This is a genomic window from Halovulum marinum (genome assembly GCF_009697225.1).
GTDB lineage: Bacteria > Pseudomonadota > Alphaproteobacteria > Rhodobacterales > Rhodobacteraceae > Halovulum > Halovulum marinum.
The window spans coordinates 133,141-159,237 of the sequence record NZ_WIND01000006.1 but is presented as its reverse complement, the minus strand read 5'-3'; the positions used below and the strand labels follow the sequence as shown (position 1 = coordinate 159,237).

General features: G+C 71.0%; 24 protein-coding genes. 11 read left to right on the top strand and 13 right to left on the bottom strand.

What is annotated here, in order from left to right; all coding sequences use genetic code 11:
• Positions 1-2: 2 nt before the first annotated feature.
• Positions 3-911, top strand: a complete 909-nt coding sequence (locus GE300_RS10365; protein WP_154446489.1) for a histone deacetylase family protein — start codon at positions 3-5, stop codon at positions 909-911.
• Positions 908-1,174 (top strand): hypothetical protein, encoded by a 267-nt coding sequence (locus tag GE300_RS10360; protein WP_154446488.1) that lies wholly within the window; start codon positions 908-910, stop codon positions 1,172-1,174. The genes GE300_RS10365 and GE300_RS10360 overlap by 4 nt, the downstream gene beginning before the upstream one ends.
• A 35-nt stretch (positions 1,175-1,209) precedes the next feature.
• On the opposite strand, the gene GE300_RS10355 is transcribed toward GE300_RS10360, so the two are convergent.
• Positions 1,210-2,586 (bottom strand): M20/M25/M40 family metallo-hydrolase, encoded by a 1,377-nt coding sequence (locus tag GE300_RS10355; protein ID WP_154446487.1) that lies wholly within the window; start codon positions 2,584-2,586, stop codon positions 1,210-1,212.
• Between the two features lie 134 nt (positions 2,587-2,720).
• Between GE300_RS10355 and GE300_RS10350 the strand changes: the two genes are divergently transcribed.
• Positions 2,721-3,158, top strand: a complete 438-nt coding sequence (locus GE300_RS10350; RefSeq protein WP_233416920.1) for a universal stress protein — start codon at positions 2,721-2,723, stop codon at positions 3,156-3,158.
• Positions 3,159-3,259: 101 nt separating this feature from the next.
• On the opposite strand, the gene mnmA is transcribed toward GE300_RS10350, so the two are convergent.
• The gene (gene mnmA, locus GE300_RS10345) at positions 3,260-4,432 is read right to left on the bottom strand and encodes a tRNA 2-thiouridine(34) synthase MnmA (RefSeq protein ID WP_154446485.1); all 1,173 of its coding nucleotides are present in this window, start codon (positions 4,430-4,432) and stop codon (positions 3,260-3,262) included.
• A 126-nt stretch (positions 4,433-4,558) separates the two neighbouring features.
• On the opposite strand from mnmA, the gene sciP reads away from it, so the two are divergent.
• From sciP to recG, 4 genes are all read left to right on the top strand, one after another.
• Entirely contained in the window at positions 4,559-4,837 is a 279-nt protein-coding gene (gene sciP / locus GE300_RS10340; RefSeq protein ID WP_154446484.1) for a CtrA inhibitor SciP, read from the top strand.
• A 100-nt stretch (positions 4,838-4,937) separates the two neighbouring features.
• Positions 4,938-5,660 (top strand): response regulator transcription factor CtrA, encoded by a 723-nt coding sequence (gene ctrA, locus GE300_RS10335; protein ID WP_154446483.1) that lies wholly within the window; start codon positions 4,938-4,940, stop codon positions 5,658-5,660.
• A 145-nt stretch (positions 5,661-5,805) separates the two neighbouring features.
• On the top strand, positions 5,806-7,932 hold the full coding sequence (ligA, locus tag GE300_RS10330; RefSeq protein WP_154446482.1) for an NAD-dependent DNA ligase LigA: 2,127 nt from the start codon (positions 5,806-5,808) through the stop codon (positions 7,930-7,932).
• Between the two features lie 12 nt (positions 7,933-7,944).
• Positions 7,945-10,038 (top strand): ATP-dependent DNA helicase RecG, encoded by a 2,094-nt coding sequence (recG, locus tag GE300_RS10325; RefSeq protein ID WP_154446481.1) that lies wholly within the window; start codon positions 7,945-7,947, stop codon positions 10,036-10,038.
• Between the two features lie 411 nt (positions 10,039-10,449).
• Here the strand turns inward: recG and GE300_RS10320 are convergent, their stop codons facing one another.
• Together GE300_RS10320 and GE300_RS10315 are read right to left on the bottom strand one after the other, a co-directional pair.
• Positions 10,450-10,758 (bottom strand): hypothetical protein, encoded by a 309-nt coding sequence (locus GE300_RS10320; RefSeq protein ID WP_154446480.1) that lies wholly within the window; start codon positions 10,756-10,758, stop codon positions 10,450-10,452.
• 1 nt (position 10,759) lies between these two features.
• Entirely contained in the window at positions 10,760-11,209 is a 450-nt protein-coding gene (locus tag GE300_RS10315; protein WP_154446479.1) for an iron-sulfur cluster assembly scaffold protein, read from the bottom strand.
• Positions 11,210-11,282: 73 nt separating this feature from the next.
• Between GE300_RS10315 and hisI the strand changes: the two genes are divergently transcribed.
• Positions 11,283-11,654, top strand: coding sequence for a phosphoribosyl-AMP cyclohydrolase (gene hisI, locus GE300_RS10310; protein ID WP_154446478.1), 372 nt, complete (start codon positions 11,283-11,285; stop codon positions 11,652-11,654).
• Here the strand turns inward: hisI and gluQRS are convergent.
• From gluQRS to ssb, 6 genes are all read right to left on the bottom strand, one after another.
• Complete coding sequence (gene gluQRS / locus GE300_RS10305; RefSeq protein WP_154446477.1) at positions 11,629-12,513, bottom strand: tRNA glutamyl-Q(34) synthetase GluQRS; 885 nt, start codon at positions 12,511-12,513, stop codon at positions 11,629-11,631. The two genes, hisI and gluQRS, sit on opposite strands and share 26 nt — an antisense overlap.
• Before the next feature lie 3 nt (positions 12,514-12,516).
• Positions 12,517-13,137, bottom strand: coding sequence for a class I SAM-dependent DNA methyltransferase (locus GE300_RS10300; protein ID WP_154446476.1), 621 nt, complete (start codon positions 13,135-13,137; stop codon positions 12,517-12,519).
• Positions 13,138-13,180: 43 nt separating this feature from the next.
• On the bottom strand, positions 13,181-14,548 hold the full coding sequence (gene trmFO, locus GE300_RS10295; RefSeq protein ID WP_154446475.1) for a methylenetetrahydrofolate--tRNA-(uracil(54)-C(5))-methyltransferase (FADH(2)-oxidizing) TrmFO: 1,368 nt from the start codon (positions 14,546-14,548) through the stop codon (positions 13,181-13,183).
• Positions 14,549-14,624: 76 nt separating this feature from the next.
• Positions 14,625-15,050 (bottom strand): DoxX family protein, encoded by a 426-nt coding sequence (locus GE300_RS10290; RefSeq protein ID WP_154446474.1) that lies wholly within the window; start codon positions 15,048-15,050, stop codon positions 14,625-14,627.
• A 130-nt stretch (positions 15,051-15,180) separates the two neighbouring features.
• Positions 15,181-18,027: a DNA gyrase subunit A gene (gyrA, locus tag GE300_RS10285; protein ID WP_325063187.1), complete on the bottom strand. Its 2,847-nt coding sequence runs from the start codon at positions 18,025-18,027 to the stop codon at positions 15,181-15,183.
• A gap of 142 nt (positions 18,028-18,169) precedes the next feature.
• Complete coding sequence (ssb, locus tag GE300_RS10280) at positions 18,170-18,655, bottom strand: single-stranded DNA-binding protein (RefSeq protein WP_154446473.1); 486 nt, start codon at positions 18,653-18,655, stop codon at positions 18,170-18,172.
• 213 nt (positions 18,656-18,868) lie between these two features.
• Between ssb and GE300_RS10275 the strand changes: the two genes are divergently transcribed.
• The 3 genes from GE300_RS10275 (at position 18,869) to GE300_RS10265 (ending at position 22,752) form a co-directional block, all read left to right on the top strand.
• A complete protein-coding gene (locus tag GE300_RS10275) occupies positions 18,869-19,483 on the top strand; it encodes a lytic transglycosylase domain-containing protein (RefSeq protein ID WP_154446472.1) in 615 nt (204 codons plus the stop codon).
• 148 nt (positions 19,484-19,631) lie between these two features.
• Positions 19,632-22,496, top strand: a complete 2,865-nt coding sequence (uvrA, locus tag GE300_RS10270) for an excinuclease ABC subunit UvrA (protein ID WP_154446471.1) — start codon at positions 19,632-19,634, stop codon at positions 22,494-22,496.
• Between the two features lie 91 nt (positions 22,497-22,587).
• On the top strand, positions 22,588-22,752 hold the full coding sequence (locus GE300_RS10265; protein WP_154446470.1) for a hypothetical protein: 165 nt from the start codon (positions 22,588-22,590) through the stop codon (positions 22,750-22,752).
• A 223-nt stretch (positions 22,753-22,975) separates the two neighbouring features.
• Here the strand turns inward: GE300_RS10265 and mmsB are convergent, their stop codons facing one another.
• From mmsB to GE300_RS10250, 3 genes are read right to left on the bottom strand one after another with little or no spacing between them, the layout of a single operon-like run.
• Positions 22,976-23,848, bottom strand: coding sequence for a 3-hydroxyisobutyrate dehydrogenase (gene mmsB / locus GE300_RS10260; protein ID WP_154446469.1), 873 nt, complete (start codon positions 23,846-23,848; stop codon positions 22,976-22,978).
• Positions 23,849-23,861: 13 nt separating this feature from the next.
• The gene (locus GE300_RS10255; protein WP_154446468.1) at positions 23,862-24,887 is read right to left on the bottom strand and encodes an enoyl-CoA hydratase/isomerase family protein; all 1,026 of its coding nucleotides are present in this window, start codon (positions 24,885-24,887) and stop codon (positions 23,862-23,864) included.
• On the bottom strand, positions 24,884-26,032 hold the full coding sequence (locus tag GE300_RS10250) for an acyl-CoA dehydrogenase family protein (protein WP_154446467.1): 1,149 nt from the start codon (positions 26,030-26,032) through the stop codon (positions 24,884-24,886). Before GE300_RS10250 ends, GE300_RS10255 begins: the two co-directional genes overlap by 4 nt.
• Positions 26,033-26,097 lie beyond the last annotated feature (65 nt).

The following is a 26,097-nucleotide window of genomic DNA, read 5'->3' as shown; positions in this document are numbered from 1 at the left end:
GGATGCTGCCGGTGGTGTGGCATCCGGACTACATCGCGCCGCTGAAGCCGGGGCACCGGTTCCCGATGTCGAAATACGGCTATCTGAGGCGCGCGCTGGTGGCGCGCGGCGTGCTGCCGCAGACAGGCGGCTACCTCGCCCCGGCGCCGGCGCCGTTCGCGCAGATCGCCGCGGTGCACGCGCCGGGCTATGTCGACCGGGTGCTGACCTGCGCCACCACCGCCGCCGAGCGGCGCGCCATCGGCCTGCCGGCGACGCCCGCGGTCGCCCGCCGCGCGCAATTGTCGGCGGCGGGCACCACGCTGGCGGCGCGGCTGGCGCTGGAGCACGGGGTGGCCTGCAACGCCGCCGGCGGCGCGCACCACGCCGGGCCCGCGGGCGGCGCCGGGTATTGCGTGTTCAACGATGTCGCGGTGGCGGCGCGGGCGCTGCTCGACGCCGGGCAGGTGCGCCGGGTGCTGGTGGTCGACCTCGACGTGCACCAGGGCGACGGCACCGCGCTGATCTTCGCGGCGGAACCGGCGGTGTTCACGCTGTCGGTGCACGCGGCGCGCAACTACCCGGCGCGCAAGGCGGCTTCGCGACTCGACGTCGGGTTGGAGGACGGCACCGGCGACGGCGCGTACCTGGCGCGGCTGGGCGCGGCGCTGGACCTGGTGCTGGCGCAGCACGCGCCCGACATCGCGTTCTACAACGCCGGCGTCGATCCGCACGCCGCCGACCGGCTGGGGCGGCTGGCGCTGACCGACGCCGGGCTGCGCGCCCGCGATCGGCTGGTGCTGCGCCGGCTGCGAGGCGCCGGCGTGGCGGTGACCGGGGTGCTGGGCGGCGGCTACGACAACGACATCGAGGCGTTGGCCGGCCGCCACGCCATCCTGTTCGAAGAGGCGCGGGCGGCGCAGGCGGCATGAAGGGCGATCTGGACATCGACCCGCGCGGCCTGCTGCACGAGGCCTACCGCATCGACGGCATCGGCGGCGCCGACTGCCGCACGATCTTCCTCGACTGGGCGCTGGGGCTGCCGGCCGGGCAGGACCCGGCGCAGGCGGTGCGGCAGGCGCACGCGCACTACGCCCCGGCCCATCCCGACCATCCGATGACGCGGGTCCTTGCCGAAGGGCTGGCCCCCGCGCCGGGCCGCCGGCGCGGGGGCCGGGCCGGCCGCGGGCGCTAGCCGCGGCTCCGCGCCCCCTCGGGCGCCGGAGCCGTTCACCCCGCGCGCACCGCGTCGAGCACCCGCACCCAGGACCGGATGCCCTTGTGGAAGCTGCGCAGGCTGTACTTCTCGTTCGGCGAGTGGATGCCGTCGTCGTCGAGGCCGAAGCCGATCAGCACGCTGTCGACGCCGAGGATCTCGCGGAAGCGGCCGACGATCGGGATCGAGCCGCCGCCGCCGGCGAACACCGCCGGGTTCGGCCACTCCGCGCTCAGCGCCGCGCGGGCGCGGGCGAACTCGGGCCGGCCGGTGGGCATCACTGTCGCCGGCGCGCCGTCGCGCGAGACGAACTCCAGCTCGAAATCCTCCGGCAGCCGCGCCTCGATCCAGGCCCGGAAGGCGTCGCGGATCGCGATCGGGTCCTGCGTGCCGACCAGCCGGAAGCTGACCTTGGCCGAGGCCCGCGCCGGCAGCACGGTCTTGAAGCCGGCGCCGGTGTAGCCGCCCCACATGCCGTTGATCTCGGCGGTGGGCCGCGCCCAGACCTGCTCCAGCACCGAAAAACCCTGCTCGCCGGCCGGGACCGACAGGCCGACCTCGCCCAGGAAGGCGGCGGCGTCGAAATCCAGTGCGCGCCAGCCCGCGGCGATCTCCTCCGGCACCGGCGTCACGCCGTCGTAGAAGCCGGGGATGGTGACCCGCCCGTCGCCGTCGTGCAGCTGCGACAGGATCTTCGCCAGCACCCGGTTCGGGTTCATCGCCGGGCCGCCGAACAGCCCCGAATGCAGGTCGCGCGACGGGCCCTTGACGGCGAACTCCACCGCCAGCAGGCCGCGCAGCATGGTGGTGATTGACGGCGTGTCGGTGTCGAACATGCCGGTGTCGCAGACGAAGGCGATGTCGGCGGCCAGCTCTTCGCGGTGCGCCTCGAGGAACGGGATCAGCGAGGGCGAGCCGGATTCCTCCTCGCCCTCGAACAGCAGCACCAGGTTGCCGGGCAGGGCGCCGGTCGCCGCCTTCCAGGCGCGCATCGCCTCGACGAAGGTCATCATCTGGCCCTTGTCGTCGGCGGCGCCGCGGGCGCGGATCACCTTGCCCGCGGCGGTGTCCTCGACCGCGGGGTCGAACGGCTTGCGGTCCCACAGCTCCAGCGGGTCCACCGGCTGCACGTCGTAGTGGCCGTAGAACAGCATCTTCGGCCCCGGCGCCTCGTGGCGGGCGACCACCATCGGCTTGCCCGGCGTGTCGCGGCGCGAGGCGGCGAAGCCCAGCCCGGTCAGCTCGTCGACCAGCCAGTCGGCGGCCTTGACGCAGTCCGCGTGATAGACCGGATCGGTCGAGATGCTGGGAATGCGCAGCAGCGCGAACAGCCGCTCCAGCGCGGCGTCCAGGCCGCGGTCCGCGGCGCTCAGGGCGGCGTCCAGTGTCATGCTATACTCCTGTCATCGGCCGGTGGCGCGGACCTTGCCCGCGCCATCGTGCTAGGTCCAGTTGATTTGCGTCAAGGCGGCGGCATCGGGCCGCGCGTCTGATGGAACGCAATCAGGAAGGCAGAGGAGACGCCATGTACAACAATATCCTCGTCCCGATCGACGTGTCCCACGAGGATGTCGCGAAATGGATCCTGGGGCTTGCCGGGCGGCTGGTCGGGCCGGGCGGCAAGATCACCGCGCTGCACGTGATCCCCGAAGTCCCGGCCTACACCGAGGCCTATGTGCCCAAGGACGTGCGCACGCTGCGCGACCGCGACCTGCAGAAGCTGGCCGAGACCCTGGTCAAGGACGCCGGGCTGAGCACCGCGCACGTGCGGCTGGAGCGCGGCGGCGCCTATGTCCGGATCCTCGAGGTGATCGACCAGCTCGAGCCCGACCTGGTGATCATTGGCTCGCACCGGCCGGGGTTCACCGACATCTTCCTCGGCTCGACCGCCGCGCGGGTGGTGCGGCACGCGCCCTGCTCGGTGCTGGTGGACCGGCATTCGGTGCAGGAGCCGTCGGTCTAGACGCCGCGGCGGCGGCCCGGCCCCCGGAAGCGCCCCGGCGGCCCCGGCGGCCCCGGCGCGGGCCGGCCGCCGGGGCCGGAATCGCGCCGGTTGCGGCGTGCTCAGCGGGTGATCCAGCCGCCGCCCAGCACCCGGCTGCCCTCGGGGGCGTAGAACACGCAGGCCTGGCCGGGGGCGACGCCCTCCTCGGGGGCCAGCAGCTCGACCTCGGCGCTGTCCGGGCCGGTCGGGCGCACCCGCGCCGGCTTCGGCGGGCGGGTCGAGCGGACCTTGACGCCGACCTCCCAGCCGCCTTCCGGGGCATCCCGGAAATCGCCGTCGCCCAGCCAGTTCACCTCCCTGACCGGCACGCGGGCGGTGGCCAGCGCCTCGCGCGGGCCGACGACAACCCGATGCGAATCGGCGTCGAGCTTCACCACATACAACGGCTCGCCGCCGCCGATGCCCAGGCCCCGGCGCTGGCCGATGGTGTAGTGGATTACGCCTTCGTGCGTGCCCAGCACGCGGCCGTCCAGGTGCACGATCTCGCCCGGCTCGGCCGCGCCCGGGCGCAGCTTCTCGATCACCGCGGCGTAGGAGCCGTTGGGCACGAAGCAGATGTCCTGGCTGTCGGGCTTGTCGGCCACTTCCAGCCCGAACTCGCGGGCCAGCGCGCGGGTCTCGGCCTTGGACTTCAGGTGCCCCAGCGGGAACCGCAGGTAATCCAGCTGCTCCTGCTTTGTCGAGAACAGGAAATAGCTCTGGTCCCGCTCCGGGTCGGCGGCACGGTGCAGCTCGGCCCTGGCGGGGCCGTCGACGCGCTGGATGTAGTGCCCGGTGGCCATGCAGTCGGCCTCCAGGTCCCTGGCGGTTTCCAGCAGGTCGCGGAACTTCACCCGCTCGTTGCAGCGGATGCAGGGCACCGGCGTCGCGCCGGCCAGGTAGGCGTCGGCGAACTCGTCGATCACGCTTTCGCGGAAGCGGTTCTCGTAATCCAGCACGTAGTGCGGAAAGCCCATCTCGTCGGCGACGCGGCGGGCGTCGTGGATGTCGCGCCCGGCGCAGCACGCGCCCTTCCTGGCCAGCGTCGCGCCGTGATCGTACAGCTGCAGCGTGATGCCGACCACGTCGTAGCCCTCGCGCTTGAGCATCGCCGCGACCACCGAGCTGTCGACGCCGCCGGACATCGCGACCAGCACGCGCGTGTCCTCGGGCCGCTTGGGCAGGCCCAGCGAGTTGCGAAGCGGCGGGATGTCGGGCGCACCATCGGTGCGCCGCGGGGCAGTCTGGGTCATGACGGTCTCCGGAGTTGCGCGGGAATATAGTAAAACCCTCGACATATTCAAAGGGCGGCTTCAGAGCCGGTTAAGTCTCGGTGCCTATCCCGGTGCCAAGGGGAACGAAACCTTTGGTGAAGCGAGATGTACATAAGACGCGACAAGGGCCCGCTGTACGTGACATTGCCCGACGGCAGCCGGCTGACCCGCTCCGATCTGCCCGATCGCGGGACCCGGCGCTGGGTGGCGCGGCGCAAGGCGGTCGTGGTCAAGGCGGTGAACGCCGGCCTGCTGTCCGAGGAGGAGGCGTGCGAGATGTACCAGCTGTCGCTCGAGGAACTGCACAGCTGGCGAATCGCCATGGAGACGCACGGCGCCCGCGCGCTGCGCGCAACGGCGTTGCAGAAATACCGACAAGTTTAACGAGAAATTGACTCGCCCTATGCGTGTAGTAATGTCCGGTTAACCATTGCTCGTTAATCGTTTGACCAGATTGACGAATTGGCAGGACCGGAGAACCCGCATGCGCATACTACTGGTGGAAGACGACCCGACCACGTCGCGCAGCGTCGAAATGATGCTGACCAGCGCCAACCTGAACGTCTACGCCACGGATCTGGGCGAAGAGGGGATCGACCTGGCGCGGCTCTACGACTACGACCTGATCCTGCTCGACCTGAACCTGCCCGACATGACCGGGCACGAGGTGCTGCGCCAGCTGCGGATGTCGAAGATCGACACGCCGATCCTGATCCTGTCGGGTCTCGACGACACCGAAAGCAAGATCAAGGGCTTCGGCTTCGGCGCCGACGACTACATGACCAAGCCGTTCCACCGCGAGGAACTGATCGCCCGGATCCACGCCATCGTGCGGCGCTCCAAGGGCCATGCCCAGTCGATCATCACCACCGGCCCGGTGGAGGTGAACCTGGACACCAAGACGGTCGAGGTCGGCGGCCAGCCGGTGCACCTGACCGGCAAGGAATACCAGATGCTCGAGCTGCTCAGCCTGCGCAAGGGCACCACCCTGACCAAGGAGATGTTCCTGAACCATCTCTACGGCGGCATGGACGAGCCCGAGCTGAAGATCATCGACGTGTTCATCTGCAAGCTGCGCAAGAAGATCTCGGAAGCCACCGGCGGCGACAACTTCATCGAGACGGTGTGGGGCCGCGGCTATGTGCTGCGCGACCCGGCGCCGGTCGCCGACAGCGCCGGCACCGCCCGGCTGGCGATGGGCGCCTGACGGCGCCCGGCGCGGGCGCCGCAGGCGGCCGCGACCCGGCGCTCGAACGGCGCCGGACCCGACCCGCGCCGAACGCGCGGTGATGCTGGCAAACTCCGGCGCACGACGCTACACCTGCCTCGCCGGAATACGCGGGGAGGGTGGCATGGCCAGCAACGCGAGCGACAAGGCCGTGGATGAGCTTGGCGAAAGCGAGGCGCGGGGCGAGCTCGAACGGCTCGCCTCGGCCATCGCGGCGGCCGACATCGCCTATCACCGCGACGACGCGCCCGAGATCGCCGACGCCGACTACGACGCGCTGAAGCGCCGCAACGCGGCGATCGAGGCGCGTTTTCCGCACCTCAAGCGCGCCGACAGCCCCTCGGAGCGGGTCGGCGCCGCCCCGGCGCAGGGCTTCGGCAAGGTGGTGCACGCGGTGCGCATGCTGTCGCTGGGCAACGCCTTCTCGGACGAGGACGTGCTCGAGTTCGACAGCCGCGTCCGGCGCTACCTGAACCTGGATGCCGACGCCGCGCTGACCTGCACCGCCGAGCCGAAGATCGACGGGCTGTCGCTGTCGCTGCGCTACGAGGGCGGCCGGCTGGTGCAGGCCGCCACCCGCGGCGACGGCACCGAGGGCGAGAACGTCACCGCCAACGCCCGCACCATCGGCGACATTCCCGCATCGCTGCGCGGCGCGCCCCAGGTGCTGGAGGTGCGCGGCGAGGTCTACATGGCGCACGAGGATTTCGCGGCGCTGAACGCCCGTCAGGCCGAAAGCGGCGGCAAGACCTTCGCCAACCCGCGCAACGCCGCCGCCGGATCGCTGCGCCAGCTCGACGCCGCCATCACCGCCGCGCGCCCCTTGCGCTTTTTCGCCTACGGCTGGGGCGAGATCTCGGCGCCGCTCGCCGATACCCAGTCCGGCGCGCTGAAGCGTCTGGAAAACCTGGGCTTCACGGTCAACCCGCTGACCCGGACCGTCGCCCGTCCCGACGAGATGCTGGCGCATTACCGCCGGATCGAGGCCGACCGCGCGACGCTGGGCTACGACATCGACGGCGTCGTCTACAAGGTCGACGACCTGGACCTGCAGCGCCGGCTCGGCTTTCGCTCGACCACGCCGCGCTGGGCGATCGCGCACAAGTTTCCGGCCGAGATCGCCACCACCCGGCTGGAGAAGATCGAGATCCAGGTCGGCCGCACCGGCGCGCTGTCGCCGGTCGCGCGGCTGACCCCGGTGACCGTCGGCGGCGTCGTGGTCTCGAACGCCACGCTGCACAACGCCGACTACATCGCCGGGCGCGACAGCCAGGGCAACCCGATCCGCGAGGGGCGCGACCTGCGCGAGGGCGACTGGGTCACCGTCTACCGCGCCGGCGACGTCATCCCCAAGGTCAGGGACGTCGACCTCTCGCGCCGCCCGAAAGGCGCGCAACGCTATGAATTTCCGACCAAATGCCCGCGCTGCGGCTCGGACGCGGTGCGCGAGGAGGGCGAGGCCGTCGCCTACTGCACCGGCAACCTGATCTGCCCCGCGCAGGCGGTTGAAAAGCTGAAGCATTTCGTCTCGCGCTCGGCCTTCGACATCGAGGGGCTGGGCGCCAAGCAGGTCGAGGCGTTCTTCGACGACGGCTGGATCCGGGAGCCGGCCGACATCTTCACCCTGTCGCAGGCTCACGGCCCCGGCAGCGACGCACCGCTGGAGAAACGCGAGGGCTGGGGCCCGAAATCCGCCACCAACCTGTTCGCGGCCATCGACGAGCGCCGCCGCATCCCGCTGGCCCGGCTGATCTTCGGGCTCGGCATCCGTCACGTCGGCGAGACCTCGGCGGCGCTGCTGGCGCGCAGCTACGGCAGCTGGGACGCGTTCGCCGCCGCGATGCGGGCCGCCCGCGACCACGACGGACCGGAATGGGAGGCGCTGAACGCCATCGACGGCGTCGGCAAGGTGATGGCCGGCGCCGTGGTCGACTTTTTCCACGAGCAGACCGCCCGCGCCGCCGTCGACCGGCTGCTGGCGCACCTCGACGTGCAGGACGCCGAGACGCCGCGGACCGAGGGCTCGCCGGTCGCCGGCAAGACCGTGGTCTTCACCGGCACGCTGGAGACGATGACCCGCGCCGAGGCCAAGGCGACGGCGGAATCGCTGGGCGCGAAGGTGGCCGGCTCGGTCTCGGGCAAGACCGACATCCTGGTGGCCGGGCCGGGTGCCGGATCGAAGCTGAAGAAGGCCGAGGAACTGGGCGTCGCGGTGATGACCGAGGAGGAATGGCGCGCCCTGATCGGGTGACGCCGGCAGCCCATGGCCCACCAGCGCCCCGAGATCCTGTTCCCGCTGTTCTCGGCCCTGACCGAGCTGCCCGGCATCGGCCCCAAGACCGCCGGCCTGCTGGAGAAGGTCGAGATCACCAGGCCGCGCGACATGCTGTTCACGCTGCCCGCCGGCGGCATCGACCGCCGCCGCCGCGACACCGTGCTGGGTGCGCCGCTGCCCGGCGTGGTCACCGTCGAGGTGACGGTCGGCGCGCACGTCCCGCCGCGCGCCCGCAACCGCCCCTACCGGGTGTTCGTCGAGGATGCCAGGACCGAGTTCGAGCTGGTGTTCTTCCACGCCCGCGACGACTGGCTGCACAAGGTGCTGCCCGCCGGCCAGCGCCGGCTGGTCTCGGGCCGGGCGGAACTGTTCGACGGCCGCGCGCAGATGGCGCACCCCGATTACATCCTGCAGCCGGACGAGGCCGGCGAGCTGCCGCTGTTCGAGCCGGTCTACCCGCTGACCCAGGGCGTTACCCAGAAGGCGATGCACAAGGCCGCCGCCGGCGCGGTGGCGCTTGCGCCCGCGCTGCCGGACTGGATCGACCCGCACCTGAAAGCGCAGCGCGACTGGCCCGGGTGGCGCGCCGCCGTCGCCGCCGCCCATGCGCCGGACACCGCTGCCGATCTTGCACCCGAGGCCCCGGCGCGGCAGCGGCTGGCCTATGACGAGCTGTTCGTGCACCAGCTGACGCTGGCGCTGGCCCGCGCCAGGGCCCGCAAGCGGCCCGGCCGCAGCACCAGGGGCGCCGGAGAACTGGCCGGCAAGATCCTGCAATCGCTGCCGTTTTCCCCGACCGGGGCGCAGACCCGCGCGGTGGCCGAGATCCAGGGCGACATGGCCGCTTCGCACCGGATGAACCGGCTGCTGCAGGGCGACGTCGGCTCCGGCAAGACGCTGGTCGCGCTGCTGGCGATGCTGGCGGCGGTCGAGGCCGGCGGGCAGGCGGCGCTGATGGCGCCCACCGAGATCCTCGCCCGGCAGCACATGGAGGGGCTGGCGCCGCTGGCCGCCGCCGCCGGCGTGCGGCTGGAACTGCTGACCGGGCGCGACAAGGGCGCGGAACGGGCGGCGAAGCTGGCGGATCTGGCCGAGGGGCGGATCGACATCCTCGCCGGCACCCACGCGCTGTTCCAGTCCGACGTCGCCTTCCGCGACCTGCGGCTGGCGATCGTTGACGAGCAGCACCGCTTCGGCGTGCGCCAGCGCATGGACCTGAGCGAGAAGGGGCAGGCGGCGGACATCCTGGTGATGACCGCGACGCCGATCCCGCGCAGCCTCGCGCTGTCGCACTACGGCGACATGGACCTGTCGGTGCTGGACGAGAAGCCGCCGGGCCGCCAGCCGATCGACACCGCGCTGGTGTCCGCGGACCGGCTGGACCAGGTCGTCGAACGGCTGCGCGCCGCCGTGGCCGAGGGCCGGCAGGCCTACTGGGTCTGTCCGCTGGTCGCCGAATCCGAAGCCACCGAGGCCACCGCCGCCGAGGCCCGGTTCGAGCATCTGCGCGCCGCCCTGGGCGCGGGCGCGGTCGGGCTGGTACACGGCCAGATGCCGCACGCGCGCAAGGACGCGGCGATGGCCGATTTCGTTTCCGGGCGCACCCAGGTGCTGGTCGCCACCACGGTGATCGAGGTCGGCGTCAACGTGCCGCAGGCGACGATCATGGTGATCGAGGGCGCCGAGGGCTTCGGCCTGGCGCAGCTGCACCAGCTGCGCGGCCGGGTCGGGCGCGGCAGCGGCAAGTCCACCTGCCTGCTGATGTACTCCGGCCCGCTGAGCGAAAGCGCCAGGGCCCGGCTGGCGATCATGCGCGAGACCGAGGACGGCTTCCGCATCGCCGAGGAGGATCTGCGCCTGCGCGGCGCGGGCGACCTGCTGGGCGTGGCTCAGTCCGGCCTGCCGCGGTTCCGCATCGCCGACCTGGAGCGGCAGGGAGAGCTGATGGCCACCGCCCAGACCGACGCCCGCCGGGTGCTGGCAGAGGATCCCGACCTGAGCTCGGAGCGGGGGCAGGCGGTGCGCACCGCGCTCTACCTGCACGAGGCGGACCGGGCGATTCGGATGCTCTCGGTCGGCTGAAGGCCCGCGCCAAGCCGTTGAAAACCGGGCCTCTCCGGCTTTGATCTCAAATGTTCTGCAAAAGTTCTTGACCTGACCGCGTCAAAAGGAGAACATTCCGTTAACACGCAGCCGAGAGGACAAGCCGATGCGCCGCCCGACCGACAACGAGTTTTCCGCGAACAGGACCCTTCTGGGCGACACGCTCGGCCTTGCCGCGATCTGTTTCATGGTGCTTGTCGGACTGACGCTTCCCGGCCTGTCCTGACGCTGCGTGTACCCTTTGCCTGCGGATCGTCCCGGCCTGTCACCCCGTCCTGCCTGAGGGGTCCGGCCATCGCCTCCGATGCTGCCCAGGAGCCGATGCCAGAGATGAGACGCCACTTGCCGCCGCGATGGTCTCGCGGCGGCTTTTTCTTTTCGGTCACAAGGCTACAGCGTGAGGCTGCGGTCGTTCCATCGGCGCAGCAGGTCATCCAGATCCCTGGCCACAAGCCGGTGTTCACATTCGATCCCGTACCATGCGTGCACGCCGGGCATGCCCTTGCGGAAACAGAACTCGATGCCGTCGACGCCGGCGTGGCCGATCACAAGATCGCCGCGGTCCGCCACGACATGGGCGCGGTCGGCCGGCAGGATCAGTTGCAGATGGTTGAACGTGTCGTAGACGCCGCTGGCGAAGCGCGCGAAATAGGCGTCGCAGGCCGGGGACCAGGCGGCCGCATCGCCGCGGGTCACCATGTCAGGCGGCGACTTCCAGCGCCTTGTCGAACGCGTCCAGCGTCGCCTCCAGCGCCAGCATGATCGAGGCGTGGCGGTTCTTGTAGTCCCGCGCCGGCTCCAGCACCTCGTAGCCGTCGAACGGCGCATCCGGCACCGGGCCGCCGGACTTCAGCATCGCCTTCAGCTGGTCGCGGGCGGTCTCGACCTCGGCGCGGGTGCGCCCGAGAATCACCTTGCCCGACACCGCGGCCGAGGCCTGGCCCAGCGCGCAGGCCTTCACGTCCTGGGCGTAGTCGGCGATGCGGCCGTCCTCCAGCGTCAGATCGACGGTCACGGTCGAGCCGCACAGCGGCGAGCGCTTCATCGCCGTCGCCTGCGGCGCAGGCAGGCGCGCGGTATGCGGAATCTCGGCCGACAGCGCCAGGATGCGCTGCGAGTACAGCTTGATGAGATCGGCGTCGCCGCTCATGGCGCTCTCCGCTTTCCAAACCCGTCCGTCCCCCATATCTAGGCGCAAACCGCGGCACGGGAAAGTGGACGAAATGACAAACACGCGATTCGACCCGGACACCTTGCGCTGGACCGACACCGGGCTGATCCCGGCCATCGCCCAGGACCACGCCACCGGCGAGGTGCTGATGATGGCGTGGATGAACCGCGAAAGCCTGGCCGAGACGCTGCGCACCGGCGACGTCACCTACTGGTCGCGCTCGCGCGGCGCGCTGTGGCGCAAGGGCGCGACCTCGGGGCACCTGCAGAAGCTGGTGCGGCTCAGCGTGGACTGCGACCGCGACACGATCCTGATGCAGGTCGAGCAGACCGGCCCCGCCTGCCACACCGGGCGGCGCAGCTGCTTCTACACCGACGTGGAGGCGGGCGCGGAGCGGATCACCGCGGACCCGCTGCCGGAGTAGCGGCCAGCCCCACCAGTTCGCGGATGTCCCGCGGGCTGGCACCCTCGGCCCGGTACTTCGCGATCGCCCGCGCGTCGTCGCGCTTGGCCAGCCGTCGGCCGGCCGCGTCGCGGATCAGCCGGTGGTGGTGGTAGACCGGCACCGGCAGGCCCAGCAGCCGTTGCAGAAGCACGTGGATCGCCGTCGCCTCGAACAGGTCCCGGCCGCGCGTGACATGCGTCACCCGCTGGTGCGCATCGTCCAGCACCACCGCCAGGTGATAGGACGTGCCCCAGCCGCGCCGGGCCAGCACCACGTCGCCGATCTCGCGCATCATGCGCTCGGGCGCGACCGCGATCGTGCCGGTCTCGCCGTTCGGGCCTGCGCCGGTCTCGGTGAACCGCACCGGGCCGACCCGTGCCGCGGCCCGGGCCATGTCCAGCCGCAGCGCCGCGTCCCCGGGCGGCGGGCCGCCGTCGTAGCGGTGCGCGCGGCAGGTGCCGGGATAGATCAGCCCGTCGGGCCCGTGCAGCGGCGCGCCCTCCTGCGGGGCGGACAGCGCCGCCTCGACCTCGCGCCGGGTGCAGGTGCAGGCGAACAGCATGCGGTCCGCCCAGAGCTGCTCGACCACCATGCGGTAGTCGGCCATGCGCTGCGACTGGCGCAGCACCGGCTTGGGCCAGTCCAGCCCCAGCCAGCCCAGGTCGTCGAGGATCTGCGCCTCCCATTCGGCGCGGGCGCGGCTCTGGTCGATGTCCTCGATCCGCAGCAGCAGCCGCCCGCCCGCCGCCTGCGCCCGCTGCCACGCGGTCAGCGCCGAGAACGCGTGGCCCAGGTGCAGCGGCCCGGTGGGCGAGGGCGCGAAGCGCTCGGTGTGCAAGGCTCAGGCCTTCTTCAGCACGAACACGGTCGATTCCATTCCGATCCCCGGCAGGTGCGCGCCGTGCTCGCGGAACAGCAGCTGTGCCGCGCAGCAGTCGAGCTGGTCGTTGATCCGTCCGGTGTAGTCGGCCGAGGCCAGCCCGTGATCGTTCAGCGAGAACACGAACAGCCCGCCCCGCGGCAGCCTGGCCATCACCGCGGCGACCGTGGCGGCGGGGGCGTGGCCCGGGGTCAGCACGCCGACCGCGGCGATCATCGGGTAGGCGCCGGCGGCGAACGGCAGCGGATCGTCCAGGTCGGTCTGCGTCAGCTGCCGGTAGACCCCCTTGGCGCGGGCCTGCGCCAGCATCTCGGCCGACAGGTCGGTGCCGTCGATGGTGGTGAACCCGGCGGCGTGAAACGCCTGACCCGACAGCCCGGTGCCGCAGCCCAGGTCCAGCAGCGGCGCGGACTTGTCGCGGGCCTGCCCGGCCAGCGCGGCGGCGGCGCGGGCGGGGGTGGCGTAACCCTGGCGTGCAACCTCGTCATCGTAGCTGCGCGACCAGTCGTCGTAGAAGCCGCGCGTCTGCTCTCCGGGCTCCAGATCGTAGACCCGGTCCAGAAACGTCCTGTCAGAATCCATCAATACCTCCGGCCCCGTATTCTAAGGGCCGTGGTCCGGGTGTCTAGGCGAGGGCCGGCGCCGCCTGCAGCCAGCCGTGCAGGTCGGCCTTGGCGCGGTCGGTATAGGCCTTGTAGCGCTGCTGCCGGCCCTTGCGCCCGCCGCGCACGTCGCCGACGGGCGGGAACAGCCCGAAATTGACGTTCATCGGCTGGAAGGTCCTGGCGTCCGCGCCGCCCGAGATGTGCGTCAGCAGCGCGCCCATCGCCGTGGTCGCGGGCGGCGGCGTCAGCGGCCGGCCCAGGCGCTCGGCGGCGGCCAGCCGCCCGGCGACCAGCCCCATCGCGGCGCTTTCGACATAGCCCTCGACGCCGGTGATCTGCCCGGCGAAGCGCAGCCGCGGCTGCGTTCTCAGCCGCAGCTGCCCGTCCAGCAGCCGCGGCGAGTTCAGGAAGGTGTTGCGGTGGATCCCGCCCAGGCGCGCGAACCGCGCGTCCTCCAGCCCGGGAATCATCCGCAGAACATCGGCTTGCGCGCCGTACTTCATCTTGGTCTGGAAGCCGACGATGTTGTAGAGCGTGCCCAGCGCATTGTCCCGGCGCAGCTGCACCACCGCGTGCGCCTTGACCTCCGGCTGGTGCGGGTTGGTCAGCCCGCGCGGCTTCATCGGCCCGTGGCGCAGCGTCTCGCGGCCGCGCGCGGCCATCACCTCGATCGGCAGGCAGCCGTCGAAATACTTCGCGTCCGCCTCCCAGTCCTTGAACCCGGTCTGGTCCGACTCGAGGATTGCGTCGATGAACGCCTCGTACTGGTCCTTGTCCATCGGGCAGTTCAGATAGGCGGTGCGCTCTGCCTCGGTGTCGCCCTTGTCGTAGCGCGACTGGAACCAGGCCTTGCTCAGATCGATGCTGTCGATATGCACGATCGGCGCGATGGCGTCGAAGAACGCCAGCGAATCCTCGCCGGTCTCGGCCCGGATCGCCTGCGCCAGCGCGTCCGAGGTCAGCGGCCCGGTGGCAATGATGACGCTGTCCCAGTCCGCGGGCGGCAGGCCGGGCACCTCGCGCCGGTCGATGGCGACCAGCGGATGCGCCTCCAGCGCCGCGGTGACGCCCTGGCTGAAGCCGTGGCGATCCACGGCCAGCGCGCCGCCCGCGGGCAGCTGGTGCGCGTCGCCCATCCGCATGATCAGCCCGTTCGCAGCGCGCATCTCCCAGTGCAGCAGGCCGACGGCGTTCTGCTGGTCGTCGTCCGAGCGGAACGAGTTCGAGCACACCATCTCGGCCAGCTCGCCGGTCTGGTGCGCGAAGGTGCCGCGCTCGGGGCGCATCTCGTGCAGGATGACGGGCACGCCGGCCTGCGCCGCCTGCCAGGCGGCCTCGGACCCGGCCATGCCGCCGCCGATGATGTGGATGGGGGCTGGGGTGCTCATGCGCGGGATGTAGAGAACGCAGGCGCAAAAGAAAAGGGGGCCGCGTGCGGCCCCCGGGGGTGCGGTCGGCGCCGGATCAGGCGGCGACGGCGGTTCCGGCGCCGCGGCGGCTGTCCAGCGACAGCGCGCCGGCGCCCAGCGCCACCAGCACCAGGAAGCCGCCGGCGATCGACACGTTCTTCATGAACTGGGTCATCTGCATCACCTGCGCCATGCCCTCGGCGCCCTGCGCCGGCAGCAGGTGGAACAGAACGCCGGACAGCAGCGAGAAGCCGGCCAGCAGCACCGCGGTGATCCGCACCTGGAAGCCGGCGAGGATGAACAGCCCGCCGACCAGTTCCAGCGCGATGGTCGGCCAGACCAGGACGCCGGGCAGGCCGCCGGACTCGATGTAGGCGGCGGTGCCGGCCGGATCGCCCAGCTTCGCCCAGCCGGAGGTGATGAAGATGACAGAGAGCAGCAGGCGGCCCAGCGGCGCCGCGTATTTCAGTTGGTCGGTCATGTGTCGGTCCCGTTTGCGCCCCGGCATCCGCGGGGTCCATTGCGATATGGCGGGATAGATACACCCTCGCCAGCCGCAAACAATCCTCGGATGGATGCACAGATTGTTCACGCTCTGGCGACGGTAGCGATCAGGCGTCCGGCGTCTCCCCAGAGCCGTCGGGGGCATCGCCGCCCGGATCCGGCGATCCGTCGACCGGCGCGTCCCCGGCGTCGCCGCCATTGCCATTGCCAGTGCCGCCGTCACCGTTGCCATTGTCGCCGTTGCCGGTCTCGGCGATCCAAGCGACCGAGACCACCTCCTCGCCGGGCGAGGTGTTGAACAGCTTGACGCCGCCGGCCCCGCGCGAGCGGTACGAGACGCCGTCGACCGGAATCCGGATCGACTGCCCGGTCGAGGTCACCAGCATGATCTGGTCGTTCGCCTCGATCGGGAAGGCCGAGGCGATGTCGCCCGACTCGCGGCCGCGGCGCTCGCCCAGGTCCATCGCCCGCACGCCCTGGCCGCCGCGCCCGCGCAGCGGATACTCGTGGCTGGACGTGGTCTTGCCCAGCCCGCCGGTGGTGACGGTCAGGATCATGTTCTCGGCCGCGGACATCTGGGCATAGCGCTCGGGGCTGATGTCGCCGGCGATCGCGTCCTCGTCCTCGTCGGCGGCGTCCTCGGTGATGCCGGCGACGGCGCGGCGCATCTTCAGATAGGCGGCGCGTTCCTCGGGCGAGGCCTCGAAGTGCCGGATCACCGCCATCGACACCACCCGGTCGTCGCGCAGCAGGCGGATGCCGCGTACCCCGGTCGAGGCGCGGCCGCGGAACACCCGCACCGCGGTGGTCGGGAACCGGATCGCGCGGCCCGCACTGGTCCACAGCATCACGTCGTCCTCTTCCGAGGCGATGCGCGCGTTCACCAGGCTGACGTCCTCGGGCAGCTTCATCGCGATCTTGCCGTTCGACTTCACGTTGGTGAAATCCGACAGCGCGTTGCGGCGCACGTCGCCGGCGCTGGTGGCGAATACGATCTGCAGGTCGTCCCACTCGTCCTCGTCGCGGTCCACCGGCATGATCGCGGCGATCGAGACCCCGGCCGGGATCGGCAGGATGTTGACCACCGCCTTGCCCCGCGAGGTGCGCGAGCCGCGCGGCAGCCGCCAGGTCTTCAGCTTGTAGACCATGCCGTCGGTGGTGAAGAACAGCAGCGGCGTGTGGGTGTTGGCGACGAACAGCGTGGTGACCACGTCCTCGTCCTTCATCGCCATCCCGGCCAGGCCCTTGCCGCCGCGGCGCTGCTCGCGGTACTCGGTCAGCGCGGTGCGCTTGATGTAGCCCGAAAGGGTCACGGTCACCACCATGTCCTCGGGCTCGATCAGGTCCTCGTCCTCGAAATCGGCGGCGTATTCGACGATCTCGGTGCGGCGCGGCACGGCGAACTGCTCGCGCACCTCGCGCAGCTCGTCGCCGATGATCGCCATGATCCGCTCGCGCGAGCGCAGGATGTCCAGGTACTCGGTGATCTTGCCGGCCAGCTCTTCCAGCTCGTCGGTGACTTCCTTGACGCCCAGCTGGGTCAGCCGCTGCAGCCGCAGGTCCAGGATCGCGCGGGCCTGCACCTCGGACAGGTTGTAGGTGCCGTCCTCGTTGATCGTGTGGCTGGGATCGTCCACCAGCCGGATGTAGGGCGCGATATCGGCCGCCGGCCAGCGCCGGGTCATCAGCTTCTCGCGCGCCTCGGCGGCGTCGGCCGAGGCGCGGATCGTCGCCACCACCTCGTCGACGTTGGTGACCGCGACCGCCAGCCCGCACAGCACATGCGCCCGCTCGCGCGCCTTGCGCAGATCGTGCGCGGTGCGCCGGGCGACGACCTCCTCGCGGAACGACACGAACGCGGTCAGGAAGCCGCGCAGCGTCAGCTGCTCGGGCTTGCCGCCGTTCAGCGCCAGCATGTTGCACGCGAACGAGGTCTGCAGCGGCGTGAACCGGTACAGCTGGTTCAGCACCACCTCGGCGGTGGCGTCGCGCTTCAGTTCGATCACCACGCGCACGCCGAAGCGGTCGCTCTCGTCCTGCACATGGGCGATGCCCTCGATCTTCCGGTCGCGGGCCAGCTCGGCGATCTTCTCGATCATCGTCGCCTTGTTCACCTGATAGGGGATCTCGGTGATGACGATGGCGTAGCGGTCCTTGCGGATCTCCTCGATGGTCGAGCGCGCCCGCAGCAGCACCGAGCCGCGCCCCTCGAGATAGGCCTTCTTCGCGCCCGAGCGGCCCAGCATGATGCCCCCGGTGGGGAAGTCGGGGCCGGGAACGTAGTCCATCAGCTGTTCCGAGGTCAGGTCCGGCGTCTCGATCAGCGCCAGCGTGGCGTCGACCACCTCGCCCAGGTTGTGCGGCGGGATGTTGGTGGCCATGCCGACGGCGATGCCGCCCGCGCCGTTGACCAGCATGTTCGGGAACCGCGCCGGCAGCACGGTCGGTTCCTGCTGCTTGCCGTCGTAGTTGTCCTGGAAATCGACGGTTTCCTTGTCGATGTCCGCCAGCAGATAGTTCGCCGGCTTGTCCATGCGCACTTCGGTATAGCGCATGGCCGCCGGGGCATCCCCGTCCATCGAACCGAAGTTGCCCTGGCCGTCCAGCAGCGGCAGCGACATCGAGAAGTCCTGCGCCATCCGCACCAGCGCGTCGTAGATCGCGCTGTCGCCGTGCGGGTGGTACTGGCCCATGACGTCGCCGACCGGGCGCGCGGACTTGCGGTAGGACTTGTCGAATGTGTTCCCGGTCTCGTGCATCGCAAACAGGATGCGCCGGTGCACGGGTTTCAGCCCGTCGCGCAGATCGGGGATCGCACGGCTGATGATCACGCTCATCGCGTAATCGAGGAAGGATGTCTCCATCTCTTCTTCGATCGAGATCGTGGGTCCGGAATGCACCGGACGCTCGGGCGGCTCTTCGCCGTCCTGCGGGGGGATCGGATCGTCGGTCACGGGGCTGGGTGCCTGCTCTTATTGTCCCGGTATATTGTGTGCGGGACTATAGACCACGACGATATCGGGTAAAAGCCCATTGTGGCGCGGCCCCGGCCGGGGCCGCGCGCGGGTGCCGGGGGGCAGGGGCCCCGCAGCGGGCTCAGAACGGGATGTCGTCGTCCATCCCGCCCGAGGGCGGCCCCGACGGGCCCGAAGGCGCCGGCGCGCCGCCGCCGTAGTCGTCGCCGCGGCCGCCGGAATAGCCGCCACCGCCGCTGCCGCCGCCCTGGCCGCCCGGCGAGTCGAGGAAGGTCATCTCGCCCTTGAAGTTGCGCAGCACCACTTCGGTGGAATAGCGGTCCTGGCCCGACTGGTCCTGCCACTTGCGGGTTTCCAGCTGGCCCTCGATGTAGACCTTGGAGCCTTTGCGCAGGTACTGCTGCGCCAGGTCGGCGAGGCGCTCGTTGAAGATCGCGACGCTGTGCCACTCGGTGCGCTCGCGGTTCTCGCCGGTGTTGCGGTCGCGCCAGCGTTCGGAGGTGGCGATGCGCAGGTTGCACACCTTGCCGCCGTTCTGGAACGTCCGCACCTCGGGATCCGCCCCCAGGTTGCCGATCAGGATTACCTTGTTCACGCTTCCGGCCATCGCCGTCTGCCCTCCACTCGATTCTCGGTTCCGCGAGACCCTAGCCAGTTTGTCCGGCGGGCGCCACAGCGCGCGGACGCGGCCGGCAGGGGCGGTGCCGTCACCTGCGGTAACCAGGGGTGATCGGCGCGGGGGTGCAAGCCGCGCCGGGCTCTGCTAAAAGACTGCGGGGACTTGAAAAGACTCGGGAAAGCGGAAAGCGGGGGGTATGGCATGCGCGCGATGCTCGCGGGACTGGTGGTGACATGCGCGGTGGCGGCCGCGGGCGCGGCGTCCGCGCAGGGCATCCTCGGCGGCGGCTCGGCGCTGTCGGCCCACGACCAGAGCCTGATCCGCAGCCCGAAGAAGGGCCGGCTGAAGAGCAAGCCGCGGGTTCCCACCGCCGCCCGCGCCGAGACCGAGCCGCTGGGCATCCCGCTCGAGGCCTATGCGCCGGGCGATCCGTTCGCCACCGGCCCGGTGCCCGACAGCCCCTATGCGGTGCACGCGCGCGCTGCGGCACAGCGCCACGGCGTGCCGGCGGACCTGTTCTACAAGCTGGTGACCCGGGAAAGCCGCTGGAACCCGAAGGCACTCAGCCACAAGGGCGCGATCGGGCTGGCGCAGCTGATGCCGTTCACCGCCCGCAAGCTGGGCGTCGATCCGCACGATCCACAGCAGAACCTGGACGGCGGCGCGCGCTACCTGGCCGAGCAGTATCGCCGGTTCCGCGACTGGCGGCTGGCGCTGGCGGCCTACAACGCCGGCCCCGAGGCGGTGCAGCGCTACAACGGCATCCCGCCCTACCGCGAGACCCGGCTCTACGTCGCCGCGATCATGGGCGACTGATCTTCGGCGCCTGACCATCGGCGACCGGCCGCGTCCCGCCTGCACACCCCGCCGGCGGGACTTGTAAATGTTCCGTTAATGTTCCAGTTTGGCGGGGTGGGATTCCGCCCCCGGCGTCTTACATACGCCGGGGCGCAGGAGAGGGCTTATGGCTGAACTCAAGAACATCGAGATCCGCGGCGCGCGGGAACACAACCTGAAGTCCGTGGATGTCGACATTCCGCGCGACAGGCTGGTGGTGATCACCGGGCTGTCGGGTTCGGGCAAGTCCAGCCTCGCCTTCGACACGATCTACGCCGAGGGCCAGCGCCGCTATGTCGAATCGCTGTCGGCCTATGCCCGGCAGTTCCTCGACATGATGCAGAAGCCGGACGTCGACCACATCTCGGGGCTGTCGCCGGCGATCTCGATCGAGCAGAAGACGACCTCGAAGAACCCGCGCTCGACTGTCGGCACGGTGACCGAAATCTACGACTACATGCGGCTGCTGTTCGCCCGCGTCGGCACCCCCTACAGCCCCGCCACCGGCCTGCCGATCGAGGCGCAGCAGGTGCAGGACATGGTCGACCGGGTGATGACGATGGAGCAGGGCACCCGCGCCTACCTGCTGGCGCCGATCGTGCGCGACCGCAAGGGCGAGTACCGCAAGGAATTCGCCGAGCTGGCCAAGCAGGGCTTCCAGCGCGTCAAGGTGAGCGGCGAATTTCACGAGCTGGACGCGCCCCCGACCCTGGACAAGAAGTTCCGCCACAACATCGACGTGGTGGTCGACCGCATCGTGGTGAAGGACGGGCTCGAGACCCGGCTGGCGGATTCGTTCCGCACCGCGCTCGACCTGGCCGACGGCATCGCCATCCTCGAGACCGCGCCCCGCGACGGCGAGGGCGAACCCGAGCGCACCGCCTTCTCCGAGAACTTCGCCTGCCCGGTCTCGGGCTTCACCATCCCCGAGATCGAGCCGCGGCTGTTCTCGTTCAACGCGCCGTTCGGCGCTTGCCCGGTGTGCGACGGGCTGGGCAAGGAGCTGTTCTTCGACGAGCGCCTGATCGTCCCCGACGCGGGCATCAGCCTGCTCGGCGGCGCCATCGCGCCCTGGGCGAAGTCGAAGTCGCCGTATTTCCGGCAGACCGTCGACGCCATCGCCAAGCATTACGAATTCGATCCGCGCACCCCCTGGCGTGACCTGCCCGAGGCGGTGCAGCAGGTGATGCTGCACGGCACCGGCGGCCAGAAGATCAAGTTCCGCTACGACGAGGGCGGCCGCATCTACGAGGTCAGCCGCCCGTTCGAGGGCGTGATCCCGAACATGAAGCGCCGTTACCACGAGACCGACTCGAGCTGGATCCGCGAGGAGTTCGAGCGTTACCAGAACGACCGCCCCTGCGGCGCCTGCGACGGCTACCGCCTGCGCCCCGAGGCGCTGGCGGTGAAGATCGGCGGGCTGCACGTCGGCCAGGTGGTCGAGATGTCGATCCGCGAGGCGCACGCCTGGTGCGAATCGGTGCCCGGCGCGCTGACCGCGCAGCGGAACGAGATCGCCCGCGCCATCCTCAAGGAGATCCGCGAGCGCCTCGGCTTCCTGAACAACGTCGGGCTGGAGTACCTGACGCTCAGCCGCTCCGCCGGCACGCTGTCGGGCGGCGAGAGCCAGCGGATCCGGCTGGCCAGCCAGATCGGCTCGGGGCTGACCGGCGTGCTCTATGTGCTCGACGAGCCCTCGATCGGCCTGCACCAGCGCGACAACGACCGGCTGCTGGGCACGCTGAAGAACCTGCGCGACCAGGGCAACTCGGTGATCGTCGTCGAGCACGACGAGGAGGCGATCCGCGAGGCCGACTGGGTGCTGGACATCGGCCCCGGCGCGGGCGTCCACGGCGGCGAGATCATCGCCGCCGGCACCCCTGAGCAGATCGCGGCGCACACCGGTTCGGTCACCGGCGACTATCTTGCCGGGCGGCGGCAGATCGCCGTGCCCGCCGAGCGGCGCGCCGGCAACGGCAAGTCGGTCGTGGTCGAGGGCGCCACCGGCAACAACCTGCAGGACGTCACCGCCGAGTTCCCGCTGGGCAAGTTCGTCTGCGTCACCGGCGTCTCCGGCGGCGGCAAGTCGACGCTGACCGTCGAGACCCTGTTCAAGACCGCCTCGATGCGGCTGAACGGCGCCCGGCAGACGCCGGCGCCGTGTTCGACGATCAAGGGGCTGGAGCATCTGGACAAGGTCATCGACATCGACCAGCGCCCGATCGGCCGCACCCCGCGCTCGAACCCGGCGACCTACACCGGCGCGTTCACCCCGATCCGCGACTGGTTCGCCGGCCTGCCCGAGGCGAAGGCGCGCGGCTACAAGCCGGGCCGCTTCAGCTTCAACGTCAAGGGCGGCCGCTGCGAGGCCTGCCAGGGCGACGGCGTGATCAAGATCGAGATGCACTTCCTGCCGGATGTCTACGTCACCTGCGAGACCTGCGGCGGCAAGCGCTACAACCGCGAGACGCTCGAGGTCCTGTTCAAGGGCAAGTCGATCGCCGACGTGCTGGACATGACCGTCGAGGATGCCGAGACGTTCTTCCAGGCGGTGCCGGCGATCCGCGAAAAGATGACCGCGTTGACGCGCGTCGGCCTCGGCTACATCAAGGTCGGCCAGCAGGCGACGACGCTGTCGGGCGGCGAGGCGCAGCGGGTGAAGCTGTCGAAGGAACTGAGCAAGCGCGCGACCGGACGCACCCTCTACATCCTCGACGAGCCCACCACCGGGCTGCACTTCGAGGACGTGAAGAAGCTGCTGGAGGTCCTGCACGAGCTGGTCGCGCAGGGCAACTCGGTGGTTGTGATCGAACACAATCTGGATGTGATCAAGACCGCCGACCACATCATCGACATCGGCCCCGAAGGTGGCGACGGCGGTGGCAGGATTGTGGCGGCCGGCACCCCGGAATCCGTGGCCCAGGTGGCGGAAAGCCATACCGGTCAATACCTTAAGCCGATGCTGAAATCGCGGAGGATCGCCGCCGAGTAGCCCGCGAAAATCGCCAGGCAGCCAAATTCCTGCCCCAGACCACGGTTAAATTCACAACCGAAAGTGGTTCACAAGTGAAAGGAACACTCAGATGGCAGGTATCAGCAGGGCGCGCAAGCAGGACTCGGGCGACAAGATCACGGCACTGCTGTTCGTGGCGGTCGCGTTCGCGGCGGTGTTCGTGGGCGTGCACAAGGACGACATCGTCGAAGGGCGCCTGATCGAGGTTCTGACCTCCTACGTGCAGGACAGCTGACCCGCGCCGCCCGTATGGCGGCCTGAGCGGGCCGCGCCGGCCAGGCGCGGCCCGTTTTCGATTCTTCCGGTCGCAGGTCGTCGTCTTCTGCGGCGGCCCCTCAGCGCCGGAACCCCGCGTCGTGGCTGTCGCCGCGACCCGCTCGACCGGCGCGGCCGGCGCGTCGGGGTTGAGGATCGTCAGGCCCGGCCCGGTCCTGCGTCCGGCCCCGCCGGCGCCGCGCTCAGCCGGTGCGGTCGCGCCCGGCCAGCCACGGCAGCATCGCCGAGAAGTCGCGGCCGCGGCCCTGGTCCTCGACGAACGCCTGGTACAGCCGGACGGCCTGCGCGCCCAGCGGCGTCTCGGCGTGGACCTGCGCCGCCGCGGCCTGCGCCAGCCGCAGGTCCTTCAGCATCAGTTCGGCCGCGAACCCCGGCTGGTAGTCGTTGTCGGCGGGCGATTTCGGGCCGACGCCGGGCACCGGGCAATAGCTGTTGACCGCCCAGCACGATCCGGACGAGGTCGAGACCACGTCGAACACCTTCTGCGGGTCCAGCTCCAGCTTCTCGGCCAGCGCGAACGCCTCGCACACGCCGATCATCGACACCCCGAGGATCAGGTTGTTGCAGATCTTCGCGGCCTGGCCGGCGCCCGACGGGCCGCAGTGCACCGACCTGCCGCCCATGATCTCGAACAGCGGCAGCGCCGCGGCATAGCCGTCCTCGGTGCCGCCGGCCATGAAGGTCAGCGTTCCGGCCTCGGCGCCGGCGATGCCGCCCGAGACCGGCGCGTCGACCGCGCGCAACCCGGCCGTCACAGCATCCTCGGCCACCGCGCGGGCGGTGGCGACGTCCACGGTCGAGCAGTCCAGGAACACCGCGTCGTCGTCCATGAACGGGATGATCTCGCCGGCGACGCGGCGCAGCACCTCGCCGTCGGGCAGCATCGTGACCACCACCGCGCGGGTGGCGGCGGCCTCGGCGGCGGTGGTGGCGGGGGTCACATGCTCGACCTCGATCCCGGTCACGTCGTAGCCGTGCACCTTGTGCCCGGCCGCGGCCAGGTTGCGGGCCATGGGCGCGCCCATGTTGCCCAGTCCGATAAAACCGATTTCCATCAGGCTCTCCCTTCTAGACCGCGAAATCCGGCGCGCCGTCGACCGGGGCCAGCATCGCGGCGATGTCGGCCTCGCTCACCTCGGCCAGCGCGCGGTGGCGCCAGCGCGGCCGCCGGTCCTTGTCGATGATCGCCGCGCGGATGCCCTCGACGAAATCGCCGTGCTCGGCCGAGCGCGCGGTGAAACGGTACTCCAGTCCCAGCGCCTCGGGCAGGGTGTCGACGCGGCGCGCGCCGCGTACCAGCGCCAGCGCGCAGCACACCGACAGCGGCGAGTTTCCCGCCAGCGCCGCCGCCGCCCCGGCCCAGCCCTCGGCGGCGGCGGCCTCGGCGATGGCGGCGGCGGTGTCGAGCCCGAACAGCCGGTCGATCCGCGCCCGCTCCGCCAGCAGCGGCGCCGGCCCGGGCGGCTGCGCCAGCGCGCCGATGGCGGCGACGTCGCCGCCGGCGCACAGCGCCGCGGCCAGCTCCGGCCAGGCCGCGCGCGGCACGAACCGGTCGGCGAAGCCGCAGGCGATGGCGTCGGCCGGGCCCATCCGCGTGCCGGTCATCCCCAGGTACTCGCCCAGCCGTCCCGGCGCCCGCGCCAGCAGCCACGAGCCGCCGACGTCGGGCACCAGCCCGACGGCGCATTCCGGCATCGCCACCCGCGTATCCTCGCCCGCCACCCGGTGCCCGGCATGGCAGCCGATGCCGACGCCGCCGCCCATCACGAAGCCCTGCATCAGCGCCACCACCGGCTTGGGATAGGCGGCGATGCGCGCGTTCATCCGGTATTCGTCGGCCCAGAAGCGCCGGCCGTAGTCGTAATCGCCGGCCCGGGCGGTGCGGTACATCTCGGCCAGATCGCCGCCGGCACAGAACGCCCGCTCGCCGGCGGCGTCGATCAGCACCAGCGCCACCGCCGGATCGTCCGCCCAGCGGTCGAGCGCCGCGCCGATCGCGCGCACCATGTCCCAGGTCAGCGCATTCAGCGCCTGCGGCCGGTCCAGCGTCAGGCGCCCGGCGCGGCCCTCGGTGCGGACGCGGATCCCGCTCATCCGCCGCGCTCCGCCAGCATCGCGCGGGCGGTGATCAGCCGCATGATCTCGTTGCTGCCTTCCAGGATCTGGTGCACGCGCAGGTCGCGGACGATCTTCTCGATGCCGTAGTCGGCCAGATAGCCGTAGCCGCCGTGGATCTGCAGCGCCTCGTTGGCGACCCGGAAGGCGGCGTCGGTGACAAAGCGCTTGGCCATGGCGCAACGCTTGGTGGTGTCGGGCGCGCCGGTGTCGTAGGCCCATGCCGCCTGGCGCAGGAACACCCGCGCGGCCTGCAGCTCGGTCTCCATGTCGGCCAGCTTGAACTGCACCGACTGCAGCCGGTTCAGCGTGGCGCCGAAGGCGTGGCGCTCGCCGGCGTAGGCCAGGGCCGCGTCCAGCGCCGCCTGCGCCGCGCCCAGCGCGCAGGCGGCGATGTTCAGCCGGCCGCCGTCCAGCCCCTGCATCGCGTAGGCAAAGCCGCGGCCCTGCTCGCCCAGCAGCGCCGCGGCGGGGACCGGGCAGCCGTCCATCTGCACCTGCGCCGTGGGCTGCGCGCGCCAGCCCATCTTGCGCTCCTGCGCGCCGAAGCTCAGCCCCTCGGTGCCGTCGGGGATCAGCAGCGCGCTGATCCCGCGCGGTCCCGGCCCGCCGGTGCGGCACATCACCACGTAAAGATCGGCATAGCCGCCGCCCGAGATGAAAGCCTTGGTCCCGGTCACCCGCCAGCCGTCGTCCGCCGGTTCGGCCCGGGTGCGCAGCGCCGCCGCGTCCGAGCCCGAGCCCGGCTCGGTCAGGCAGTACGCCGCCACCGCCTCCAGCCGCAGCAGCGGCGCCAGCCAGCGGTCGCGCGCCTGCGCCGTGCCCAGGGTGGCCAGCATGCCCGTGCACATGTTGTGGATCGAGATGAACGCCGCCACCGACGGGCACGCCATCGACAGCGCCTCGAACACCAGCGTGGTGTCCAGCCGCGACAGCCCGCCGCCGCCCAGCTCCTCGGGGACATGGATCCCGCCCAGGCCCAGCGCGCCGGCCTCGGCCAGGAACTCGCGGGGCAGGGTGCAGGTGGCGTCCCATTCCAGCGCGTGCGGCGCGATGCGCTCCTGCCCGAAGGCGTGCGCCATGTCGAACACCGCCCGGCTGTCCTCGTTCAGGCTGAAATCCATGGCGTCTCCCCGGCGCTTTTCCGGAACGCTAGGGCGCGGGGCGGGGACAGGCAAGCCCGGCGCGG